This window comes from Janthinobacterium rivuli (genome assembly GCF_009208735.1).
Taxonomy (GTDB): domain Bacteria; phylum Pseudomonadota; class Gammaproteobacteria; order Burkholderiales; family Burkholderiaceae_D; genus Janthinobacterium.
In genome coordinates, this window is the sequence record NZ_WFLJ01000014.1 from 176687 (window position 1) to 187593 (window position 10907).

Consider the following 10907-nt stretch of genomic DNA (forward strand, 5'->3'; position numbering starts at 1 on the left):
CGTTGTTGCGCTATCTCCATGTTTACTTGAAGCTGTAATTGGCGCTGGCATAGAAGCGCCTGCCGCGCGGGTCCGCGTAGGTCGGGTCATAGCCGGAGAGGAAATAGTAGGCCTGGTTCGAGTACGGCGGACTGGTATTGAACAGATTCTGGATGCCCGCGCGCAGCTTGAACTGCTTGCTGACGGCATACGCGCCCGACATGTCCCACAAGGTATACGCCTTCACCCGGTTCGCTTTGACCACGCTGCCGTCGTCCGTGTTGATGGCCGAGTTCTGGTCATCGTAGCCGCTCGAATAGGTGTTCGACAGGCTGGCCGAATACGGGCCATGGTCCCAGTCCAGCGTGATCGTGTGGCGCCAGCGCTGCACCACGCCATCCGTGACGAACTTGTTCAGATTGCTGATAAAGACGTCGCCGGGACTGGTCTGGATGGTTGAATCGAGCACATAGGTACCGCTCAGGTGGCCGCCGAAACGCCCCCATGCCGTTTTCACCCCATGCAGGTCGGCCGTGATGTCGATGCCAGCGGCCTTTTGCGCGCCGCGGTTCTCCTTGCGCAGCTCGATATAGTCGATTTCATTGTCCTTGTTGCGATGCACGAGGTCGCCATACTTGGCCAGGTTGCCGAGGATGATGTCGTCGCCGATTTCGCTGATCAGATCCGTGCGCTTGATGTTCCAGTAGTCGGCACTCAAGGTCCAGTGCTGGCTCGGTTCGAGCACCACACCGGCCGTGAACTGGCGGCTGCGCTCCGGTTTCAGCTTGTCGTTGCTATAGCGGCGCGTGTCCCAGTTGTCGGCGCAGACGGAGTAATCATTGTTCTCGCTCGCGCAATACACGGGATCCGGCAAGGTCGCCGTACTGCTGTAGGCGGTGGGCCGGTGCAGGTCCGACATCGATGGCGCGCGAAAGCCCTTGCCGGCGGAAGCCCGCAGCAGCACCTGCTTGCTGGGCATGTAGCTCAGTCCGATCTTCGGACTGAGGGCGCCGCCTACCTGCTGGTAATGGTCGTAGCGGCCGGACAACTGCGCCTGCCACTGCTTGGTAAACGGCAGCAGCAATTCGCTGTAGATGGCTTGCACCTTGCGGCTGTCGCTGGTGGCCACGCCGCCTTCGGGCGCCGCGTCGTTGTTGATGTTGTCGCTCATCAGCAACGCCGATGGACGGAACTCGGTGCGCTCGCGGCGCACTTCGCCGCCCACGGCCAGCGCCAGGTCGCCGCCGCCCAACGCCATCAGGGCGCGCGACGCCTTGAAGTCGAGCGAGTCCATGGTGCCGCGTGCATGCCGTACTTCGTCATTGACCTGGATGCTGTCGAGCAGCGCCTTGCCTTCCACTCCCGATGGTCCGAAGGGATTGATGCGACCATCGGCGATACCTTCCAACAGCTTGTCGTACAGGACATAGCCATGGGTATCCTTGTCCTTGACCACATTGACGCTGTGGTTCAGGCCCACGTCGTAATCCCAGCCGGCGAGCGTGCCGGTGGCGCCGACCACGAAGCGCTGGCTCTCGCTGGTCAGCTCGCTGGTGCGCATGCCCGCCTCGTTCAGGCGCATGCGCAGTTCCAGCTCGCGTCCCACCGGTTCGCCATCCTCGTCAAGCGCCGTATCGAAGCCGGCATTGGCCAGCTGCGGCACCTTGCTGTAATCGAGATAGCCGATCACGCGCGCCGACGAACCCACGTAATAGCTGCGCGAGCGGCTCAGCGCCACCTCCGCATACAGCTGGTGGTCGTTGTTCAGCTTCAGCACGCCGCGCGTCAGCAGGTTCTGCTTGTCCGTCTTCGGATACAGCTCCGTGTCGCCCATGTAATCGTAGGTACAGGCATCGACGCCGCCCGTTCCCGCCGGCAGGTACAGATTGGCCGGCGGCGAACAGTTCGGGATCGACAGATTGATCTGCCGGTTGGTGATGGGCTGGCCGTTGAGCTGGAAATCGTTGTCCTGCAAATGCGTGCGCTGGGCGCCGCTGAGGCGGATATTCGCCGGGCTGGTAAAACTCGACAGCAAATGCCCCAGGCGCTGCGGCACCTGCAGGTTCGGAATGAATTTGCGCTGCGAGGAGCTGAGGCGGTCCGTCTTTTGTACATCGACCACGGCAAAGATATTGTAGCCATCCGCCTCCAGGTCGCCCGTGCCGGCCGTGATGCTGGCCGTGCGCTTGCCGGCGCCGCCTTCCTGGGTGCCGCTGCCGTAGGCGTTCAGCTCCACGCCCTGGTAATCCTTGCGCGTGATGAAATTGATCACGCCGCCGATGGCGTCCGTGCCGTACAGGGCCGAGGCGCCGTCGAGCAGCACTTCCACGCGCTGCAGGGCGGCGGCGGGAATGTTATTCAGGTCCACGCCGGCATCGTCGCCAGGCGAGGCAAAGTTGGCCATGCGCCGGCCATTGAGCAGCACCAGGGTCGACGACGTGCCCACGCCGCGCAGGTTGGCGCTGTTGAAGCCGCGCTGGTCGCCGCCGATATTGATGCTGGCGCCGTCCGTCAAGCCGCCCACGTTGGCCGATACGCGCGCCATCAGCTCGGCCGCCGTCGTCACGCCGGCCTTGTCGATCTCGGCGCGCGTGATGATCTGCACCGGCAGCGCCGTCTCCGATTCCAGCCGCTTGATGGCCGAGCCCGTGATTTCCACACGCTGCATTTTTTTCGGCGCGGGTTCTCCATCCTGTTCCTGCGCCTGCGCGGCGCCGGCCAGCATGCCCAGCGTCGCCGACAGGCCCAAGGCCCCCAGCGCCAGGCGCACGGCATGCGCCAGCGCCGACTCGCGTGGCAATACGGAACGGCCCACCTGACTTTTCATGTGCATTGCATCTCTCCCGATGGTGTATGTCTGATTTTTATCATGATTTTTGTACTGCCTTGCGCTGCTTTACCGCTGTTTTCCGGGCGACCTGCACGCCATGCTCGCCGCCGTACAGATAGGCGGCGATGACTTCGCTCAGGCGGGCCGCTTTTTCAACGTTCTTCTTGTTCGACACCATCAGCGCCACGGCCAGCGCCTCGATCATGGCCAGCGCCGTGCTGGCGCTGCTGGGCAGGACGGGATGCGTGCTTTGCGCATACAGCGCGTGATCGGCCAGTTCGGCCAGGGGGGACGCGGGCGCGTCGGTGAGCGCCACGATGCAGGCGCCGCGGTCGCGCGCGAAGCTGGCCAGGCCAATGCAGTCGAGCGTGTAACGGGGGAACGAGATCACCACCAGCACGTCCTGCGCCGTCAGGTTGACCAGGTGGCCGGCCGCCACTTCCGAACCGCCGATGCCCACCACTTCCACCACGTGCGGGCAAAACGGCTGCAGATGCTGCACCAGCATGCCGGCCAGGTTGGCCGACAGGCCAAAGCCCATCACATACACCACCTTGGCGCGCGTCAGGCGGCGCACCACGGCCTGCATGGCGTGCGGCGACAGGGCATCAGACGTGGCGGCGATGTTCGCGGCCGCATATTCCAGGCTTTCCGTGACGGGCGAGGTGGCGCGCGCGCGCCGCTCTATCGTGCGGCGCAATTTATCGACGGGCTGCAACAGCGATTGCAGGGTTTCAGCCATGGCGCCGCGCATGGCCGAATAATTCTTCTGGCCGATGTCGCGCGCGAAGCGGCTGATGGTGGCCGTCGATACCTGGCAGCTGTCGGCCAGTTCCTCGATGCCCAGCGCCGTCACCCGCATCTGGTTGCGCAGCAGGTAATCGGCGATCTGCCGCTGCGACGCCGAGCCGCTGGCCAGCACGTGCATCAGCGCCTGCCCCAGCGGCGATTGCGCGAACGCGGCATCGGGCGCCGACAGCGTGCCAACGCGTGGCGCGTGGAGGCTGCTGCGTGCAGGACTGGCGGATGATTTCATATCACTGGCGGCCTGTGTTCTTGTGCATGGCGGATGACGAAAAAGAGGCGAAAACGGGTCGCTGGAAACCACTTTACTCATATCAAAAAGAAAACTCAACAAATATTTGTAAAAGGATTTTCATTGATTTACTTCGTGAAAATAATGCTACATAATCGACCGAAATCCATCAACCGCGCCCCGTTTTGGGGCGAATTCACCATGCAAGTACAACAGCATCCCATCTCCACCGCGCACGCCAGCGTCGCGTGCCAATTGAGCAGCTTCCACTTTGGCGGTGCGGCGGCCAATAGCCGCAGCGGCAAGAAGGTGTATATCCAGGCGGCGCTGCATGCGGACGAGGTGCCGGGCATGCTGGTGTCGCAGTTCCTGCGCCGCGAACTGCTGGCGCTGGAGGCGGCGGGCAAGGTGCACGGCGAAATCATCCTGGTGCCGGCCGCCAATCCGATCGGCCTGGCGCAAGCCATCCATGGCGCGCCGTTCGGCCGCTTCGACCTGACCACCGGCATCAACTTCAACCGCGCCTACCGCCACGTGGCCGATGAACTGAAAACCACGCTCGACGGCCAGCTGGGACAGGATGCGCAAGTCAACGTGGCGCTGATACGCGAGCATGCGCGCGCCGCCGTCGCCGCCTGGCGGCCGGGCACGGATGCGGAGGCGCTGAAGAAAACCCTGCTGGGCATGGCCATCGACGCCGACATCGTACTCGACCTGCATTGCGATAACGAGGCGGCCCTGCACATTTATACGGGCACGCCGCTGGCCGCGCAGATCGCGCCGCTGTCCGCGCTGCTGGGCGCGCGCGCCGTGCTGCTGGAGCTGGCGGCCGGCGAAGAGCCGTTCGACGAAGCCTGCAGTCGATTGTGGTGGGATCTCGACGCGCACTTCGGCGGCCGCTATCCGATTCCCGCCGCCTGCCTGTCGACCACCGTCGAATTGCGCGGCGAAGTGGAAGTGAGCTACGCCCTGGCCGAACGCGACGCTGCAGCCCTGCTGCGTTTTCTCGCCATCGAGGGCATGCTGGACATCCCCGGCGCCGGCGACGACCTGCCCGCGCCGCAATGCGCGCCGACGCCGCTGGCCGGCGTGGAACCGATCCTCGCGCCGCATCACGGCGTACTGGTCTACCTGCGCGAAATGGGCGAGGTGCTGGCCGCCGGCGACGCGGTGGCCGACCTGATCGACCCCGTCAGCGGCGAGACGACGACCTTGCGCTGCAGCGTCGCCGGCGTCTTTTTTGCGCGCAGCGCGCACCGCCACGTCCTGCGCGGCATGAACGTGGGCAAGGTCGCCGGCGCCGTCGCCTTCCGCGGCGGCAGCCTGCTGAGCCAATAAATGCCACAAAAAAGCGCCATGAGAAAATTCAAGCTCCCCAATACCTTCGTCCTGCTGTGCGCCATCCTGGCCATGATCGCCTTGGCCACCTGGCTGGTGCCGGGCGGGAAATTCGACACGCAGCTGGTGAACGGCAAGCAGCTGATCATCCCCGGCACGTTTCACTATGTCGACAACAAGCCGCAGGGCCTGGCCGCGCTGATGATGGCGCCCATCAAGGGCTTCGTCGACGCCAGCCTGATCATCGGCTTCGTGCTGATCGTCGGCGGCGCCTTCGCCGTGCTGCAAAAAACCGAAGCCTTCGATTCGCTGATCAAGGCCATCGCCAAGGCGCACACCAGTTCGCGCTTCGTGCGCGCCGCCATCATTCCCGTCTTCTTCACCATGTTCTCGCTCGGCGGCGCCACCTTCGGCATGAACGAGGAAGCCATTCCCTTCATCCTGATCTTCGTGCCGCTGGCCCTGGCCCTGGGCTATGACACCATCACGGGCGTATCGATTCCCTTCATCGGCTCGCAGGTGGGCTTTTCCGCCGCCTTTTTAAATCCGTTCAACGTCGGCATCGCGCAGGGCATCGCCGGCGTGCCGATCTTTTCCGGCATCGGCTACCGCCTGATCGTGTGGGCCATCGCCACGGCCGTCAGCATCGTATTTTTGATGTGGTATGCGGCGCGCATCAAGCGCCATCCGGAAAAAAGCCCGACCTACCTGCTCGACATCGAAAAGCGCAGCGAGCATTCGATGGACCTGGACAGCTTTGCCGGCATGACGCGCACGCACCGCGCGGTGCTGTGGATTTTCATGGCGACCTTGCTGACGATGGTCGTCGGCGTCGTCAAGTACGACTGGTTCATCGATGAAATCGCCGCCCTGTTCCTGGTGATGGCCATCGTCGTCGGCCTGGTGGGCCGGCTCGACATGGACAGCCTGGTGGCATCCTTCGTGCAGGGCGCGCGCGACATGGTCAGCGTGGCACTCGTCATCGCGCTGGCGCGCGGCACCATGATCCTGGCGCGCGACGCGCAGATCATCGACACCATGCTGCATGCATTGACGCCCCTGGTGGCGTCGTCAAGCCCCGTCTTTGCCGCGCAAAAGATGTTCTTCATGCAGTCGGTGATCAACTTCTTCATCCATTCCGGCAGCGGCCAGGCGGCTCTCACCATGCCGATCATGGCGCCGCTGGCCGACCTGGTGGGCGTGACGCGCCAGACCGCCATCCTGGCCTTCCAGTTCGGCGAATTCACCACCCCGATGATCCCCACCTCCGGCATCACCGTCGGCGTGCTGGCACTGGCGCGCGTGCCCTGGATTACGTGGGCCAAGTGGATGATCCCGCTGCAGCTGATCTACCTGGTGCTGGCGCTGCTGCTCCTGATTCCGCCCTGCCTGATGCACTGGCAGTAAAACGCAGCGCGCGATTGGCCCATGCCGATGGCAGGCCGACAAATCGGGCATTGCGCCACGCTTACAGCGCGGCTTTTTCTTCCGCGCTCAGGCGCTTGGCGCTGACGTACACGGTGTGCATGGTGGCTTGATCGGCGCTGGCAAGGATGGGTGCCGGCGCGGCGCGGAATTTCGGCACGGCGGCGGTGGCCAGGCTGGTGGCGGCGGCGACGGCGATGATGGCGACGAAGATGGCTTCCATGTTTTTAGCGATGTTCATGATGGTGTCCTTTGGGTGGCTGGTTGTCTGCTGCGATGATGGAACTGTAGGCGCATCGAACCGCCATCTCCACCGGATTGCGACAGAGTGCCCAATCGGCGGGACAGAATACAAACGGACGCGACGAAACGCCGCAGTCGCGGCAAACGCAAGAAGCAGCATCGACATCGATATCAGCGTCGGTGCCAGGCGCCCAGCCCCACTGCGCGCAGACACTGCCGACTCAGTTCTGGACCCACTGCGGTAGATACTCTTGCACAACATCCTCGACCGCCCTCGCCTGCAGTGCATCGCGGCGACGCTTGAGCGGATCGCGCTCGGGCAATGCACTCATCCATTGCTTGAAACGGACAAAGGCCATCGGCTCCAGCGTATTCATTCTGGCCATGGCGCCATTGGTGGCGACGATGACCGCCGAGAATTGCGCTGAATCGAGCAACTCCTGGGCACGCGGTGCTTGCGCCACCCAGAAATCGTCGTCCTTATCACTCAAGCGAATGGGATGCGGATCATCACCGACCTGCACGCGGCGGATAATATCAACCTCGAATCCATCTTTATTGACGGCGGTATATTTCTGCGAATCCCGGATTCGGAAGGTCGGGTCCACTTTCTGAAGCACGCCCAACATGGAAACGTCAACCTTGCTCAAGGCGGTAGCGAATGCGACGCGTTTTCGTACATCCCACAGCAGATCAATGTCGCGTGTTGCTACCGCATCGTCCTCAAAGGTCATGCCGGCAGCCGATTCATAGGCATACAGCGCGTGCGTACCAACCACACGAAAGTGCTCACCGAGCCTGGTAGCCGCCAGGCGGTTCAAAATATCCACAATAATCGGCGCGACGCGTCCAACGCGAAGTGCACGGTTCATGCGCTTCTGCTTGAGCAATGAGGCCTTCAGACCATCTCGCCGGGCGGCAGCCATTTCCTTTCTCTGCCGGAAACTGGCGTACATTGCTTCCGTTTCCGGCGAGCGCCGCCCCAGACTCTTCTCACTGCCGGAAGCACTGGTACGCACCAGATAGGCATCGTCAGGCGCCGAGACAGGTCCTTTATGCCAATACATCCCCCCTCGCACTTTAGCGGCCTCGGCAAGCGCATCTTCATAGGCCTCAAAAGTGGCGACTGCATCAATATATTGTCGCGTGGCGTCGGCAGGCCGCTCTCGCATGGAAGACTCCTCGGTATATTTATTTGTTTTTTAATTTTATGCCGAAAAAATATAAAAATCAATTACTTACAATTAATTAACGGGGGCTGGGAATTTTTTTGCAGCTTGAAAAGAACACGTCCACCAAGACACAAGCAATGGTTGATTGAACGCGGCACGGATGCCGACGGGATGCCCCTGCCGCCGAACCGCGCTGGTGGTCGGTCAGCTGACGCTGCATTGACCTTGCTGTCAGCTGGGCTGGCAAGGACCGGGGATGCCACCGGTCCTGACTGGCGATGATGCTGTATTGCTGGAGATGATGGTGCTGATATGGCTTACTGATACTGCAGGCACTGCATGGCCGCGCTTACAGGGCGGCTTTTTCTTCGGCGCTCAGGCGCTTGGCGCTGACGTACACGGTGTGCATGGTGGCTTGATCGGCGCTGGCAAGGATGGGGGCCGGCGCGGCGCGGAACTTCGGCACGGCGGCGGTGGCCAGGCTGGTGGCGGCGGCGATGGCGATGATGGCGACGAAGATGGCTTCCATGTTTTTAGCGATGTTCATGATGGTGTCCTTTGGGTGGCTGGTTGTCTGCTGCGATGATGGAACTGTAGGCCGATCCCCCCTGAACTGCCATCGGATTGCGACCAAACGCACGATTCGCGGGACAGAATACAAAAAAACCGGATGGAACGCGCAATACGGCCCGCGCCGTGGCATTTGACGCTTGCCAGCCCCATTCCCGGCCATTTCAGCGCCCTGCCAGGCCCTAAAAGCCCTACCGCCGGCCAACCTTGTTTATAATCGCCGTACACTAAAGGACTTCTTTCATGACTGATCAATTCTCCAAAAAGGGCGAAGCCTGGTCGGCCCGGTTTTCCGAACCGGTCTCGGACCTCGTCAAGCGCTACACAGCTTCTGTATTTTTTGACAAGCGCCTGGCGCTGTTCGACATCGAAGGTTCGCTGGCCCATGCGGAAATGCTGCATGCGCAAGCCATCATCAGCCCGGCCGACTACGCGGAAATCCAGCGCGGCATGGCGCAAATCTCGCAGGAAATCGCCGCCGGCCAGTTCGAATGGCTGCTGGACCTGGAAGATGTCCACCTGAATATCGAAAAACGCCTGACCGAATTGGTCGGCGATGCGGGCAAGCGCTTGCACACGGGCCGTTCGCGCAACGACCAGGTAGCCACCGATATCCGCCTGTATGTGCGCTCCGCCATCGACGATATCACCACGCTGCTGGCGACGTTGCGCAGCGCGCTGACGGATCTGGCCGAGCAGCATGCCGACACCATCATGCCGGGCTTTACCCACATGCAGGTGGCCCAGCCGATCACCTTTGGCCACCACATGCTGGCGTATGTCGAAATGTTCGGCCGCGACGCCGAGCGCATGGCCGACTGCCGCAAGCGTGTCAACCGCCTGCCGCTGGGCGCCGCCGCCCTGGCCGGCACCACCTTCCCCATCGACCGCCTGCGCGTGGCCAAGACCCTGGGCTTCGACGACGTGTGCCACAACTCGCTCGACGCCGTCTCGGACCGCGACTTCGCCATCGAATTTTGCGCCGCCTCCGCCGTGCTGATGATGCACGTGTCGCGCATGGCCGAAGAACTGGTGATCTGGATGAGCCCACGCATCGGCTTCATCGACATCGCCGACCGCTTCTGCACCGGCTCGTCGATCATGCCGCAAAAGAAAAACCCGGATGTGCCGGAACTGGCGCGTGGCAAGACGGGCCGCGTGTATGGCCACCTGATTGGCCTGTTGACCCTGATGAAAGGCCAGCCGCTGGCCTACAACAAGGACAACCAGGAAGACAAGGAACCGCTGTTCGACACCGTCGACACCGTCATCGACACCCTGCGCATCTTCGCCGACATGGCCGGCGGCATCACGGTCAAACCGGAAGCGATGCGCGCGGCCGCCCTGCAGGGGTATGCCACGGCGACCGATCTGGCCGACTACCTGGTCAAGAAGGGCTTGCCATTCCGCGACGCCCATGAAGCGGTGGCCCTGGCCGTGCGCGCCTGCGTCGACGCCGGCTGCGACCTGGCCGACCTGTCGCTCGAGCAGCTGCGCGCGTTTTCCCCGCTGACGGAAGAAGACGTGTTTGCCGTGCTGACCCTGGAAGGCTCCGTTGCCGCGCGCGACCACGTGGGTGGCACCGCGCCGCGCCAGGTACGCGCCGCGATCGCCCGCGTGCGCACGCAGCTGGAAAAATAAACCGCGCTTGCGCGCTCAAGCGCCCCGCTGCAGCGATGCAGCGGGGCGCTTTTCATTGGCTATGTCACCGTCAAATGTGGGAACGCTCCCAGCGTTGCTTTCAATAACGTTTCGGGTGAGCGGATGCGTCTGGCGTCGAGTATCCAGCGCCATCCCAGGTAGTTTGGCAGGTAGCGCGTCGCCACGCCGTGAAACGGCCTTAACCATTCGCGCAGGCGGCTGTGATACGCATTGACGTTCTGCACGTGGGCGGCGCCGCGCACGCGGATGCCGGCGCGCAAGTTGACGGCCTGGTGGCTGAGGCCCGCCTCGCTGGCAAACGCCCGGTAGGCGGCATGGCCATCCGTGACCAGCAGGATATCCTTGTCGATGACAGGCAACAAACAGCGGTGCAGCTGCGCCTTCGTCAGCGCGCCTTTGCCGGTGACGAAATCGAGGGTCTGGCCCGTGCGGTCGCGCGCCACCAGGATGCAGACTTGCTCGTTGGATATGCCGCGCCGTTGCGCATGGCCGCCGCGGCGGCGGGCCGGACGCGTCATCTGCCTCGATCCCTTTTCCGATTCCAGCACATATAACTCGTCGGCCTCGGCGATGCCATGCAGGCCATGCGGCCGGTCCGTTTTTGCCAACGATAAAAATCGGTGGCGCCAGCGAAACGTGGTGTTGCGGTGTA

At 62.8% G+C, this 10907-nt stretch carries 9 protein-coding genes; 3 read left to right on the forward strand and 6 right to left on the reverse strand.

The features are described from left to right. Positions 1–22: 22 nt before the first annotated feature. Positions 23–2812: a TonB-dependent receptor gene (locus tag GCN78_RS19605; RefSeq protein ID WP_152253188.1), complete on the reverse strand. Its 2790-nt coding sequence runs from the start codon at positions 2810–2812 to the stop codon at positions 23–25. Positions 2813–2846: 34 nt separating this feature from the next. Continuing rightward, positions 2847–3845 (reverse strand): MurR/RpiR family transcriptional regulator, encoded by a 999-nt coding sequence (locus GCN78_RS19610; protein ID WP_152253189.1) that lies wholly within the window; start codon positions 3843–3845, stop codon positions 2847–2849. Between the two features lie 201 nt (positions 3846–4046). On the opposite strand from GCN78_RS19610, the gene GCN78_RS19615 reads away from it, so the two are divergent. Both GCN78_RS19615 and GCN78_RS19620 read left to right on the forward strand, forming a co-directional pair. Continuing rightward, on the forward strand, positions 4047–5183 hold the full coding sequence (locus GCN78_RS19615) for a succinylglutamate desuccinylase/aspartoacylase family protein (RefSeq protein WP_152253190.1): 1137 nt from the start codon (positions 4047–4049) through the stop codon (positions 5181–5183). 18 nt (positions 5184–5201) lie between these two features. Then, entirely contained in the window at positions 5202–6590 is a 1389-nt protein-coding gene (locus GCN78_RS19620; protein WP_152253191.1) for a YfcC family protein, read from the forward strand. A 61-nt stretch (positions 6591–6651) separates the two neighbouring features. On the opposite strand, the gene GCN78_RS19625 is transcribed toward GCN78_RS19620, so the two are convergent. The 3 genes from GCN78_RS19625 to GCN78_RS19635 form a co-directional block, all read right to left on the reverse strand. Continuing rightward, positions 6652–6849, reverse strand: a complete 198-nt coding sequence (locus GCN78_RS19625; protein WP_152253192.1) for a hypothetical protein — start codon at positions 6847–6849, stop codon at positions 6652–6654. A 223-nt stretch (positions 6850–7072) separates the two neighbouring features. Next, on the reverse strand, positions 7073–8023 hold the full coding sequence (locus tag GCN78_RS19630) for a GSU2403 family nucleotidyltransferase fold protein (protein WP_152253193.1): 951 nt from the start codon (positions 8021–8023) through the stop codon (positions 7073–7075). A 349-nt stretch (positions 8024–8372) separates the two neighbouring features. Next, positions 8373–8570: a hypothetical protein gene (locus tag GCN78_RS19635; RefSeq protein ID WP_131685576.1), complete on the reverse strand. Its 198-nt coding sequence runs from the start codon at positions 8568–8570 to the stop codon at positions 8373–8375. A 266-nt stretch (positions 8571–8836) separates the two neighbouring features. Between GCN78_RS19635 and argH the strand changes: the two genes are divergently transcribed. Then, entirely contained in the window at positions 8837–10234 is a 1398-nt protein-coding gene (gene argH / locus GCN78_RS19640) for an argininosuccinate lyase (RefSeq protein WP_152253194.1), read from the forward strand. 59 nt (positions 10235–10293) lie between these two features. Here the strand turns inward: argH and GCN78_RS19645 are convergent. Next, on the reverse strand, positions 10294–10907 hold a 614-nt coding region (locus GCN78_RS19645; protein WP_152253195.1), incomplete at its 5' end, for an IS1595 family transposase.

Excerpts from the sequence above, each read along its gene's own strand:
- GCN78_RS19605 (WP_152253188.1), bottom strand. The coding sequence starts at position 2,812 with ATGCACATGAAAAGTCAGGTGGGCCGTTCCGTATTGCCACGCGAGTCG.
- GCN78_RS19610 (WP_152253189.1), bottom strand. The coding sequence starts at position 3,845 with ATGAAATCATCCGCCAGTCCTGCACGCAGCAGCCTCCACGCGCCACGC.
- GCN78_RS19615 (WP_152253190.1), top strand. The coding sequence starts at position 4,047 with ATGCAAGTACAACAGCATCCCATCTCCACCGCGCACGCCAGCGTCGCG.
- GCN78_RS19620 (WP_152253191.1), top strand. The coding sequence starts at position 5,202 with ATGAGAAAATTCAAGCTCCCCAATACCTTCGTCCTGCTGTGCGCCATC.
- GCN78_RS19625 (WP_152253192.1), bottom strand. The coding sequence starts at position 6,849 with ATGAACATCGCTAAAAACATGGAAGCCATCTTCGTCGCCATCATCGCC.
- GCN78_RS19630 (WP_152253193.1), bottom strand. The coding sequence starts at position 8,023 with ATGCGAGAGCGGCCTGCCGACGCCACGCGACAATATATTGATGCAGTC.
- GCN78_RS19635 (WP_131685576.1), bottom strand. The coding sequence starts at position 8,570 with ATGAACATCGCTAAAAACATGGAAGCCATCTTCGTCGCCATCATCGCC.
- argH (WP_152253194.1), top strand. The coding sequence starts at position 8,837 with ATGACTGATCAATTCTCCAAAAAGGGCGAAGCCTGGTCGGCCCGGTTT.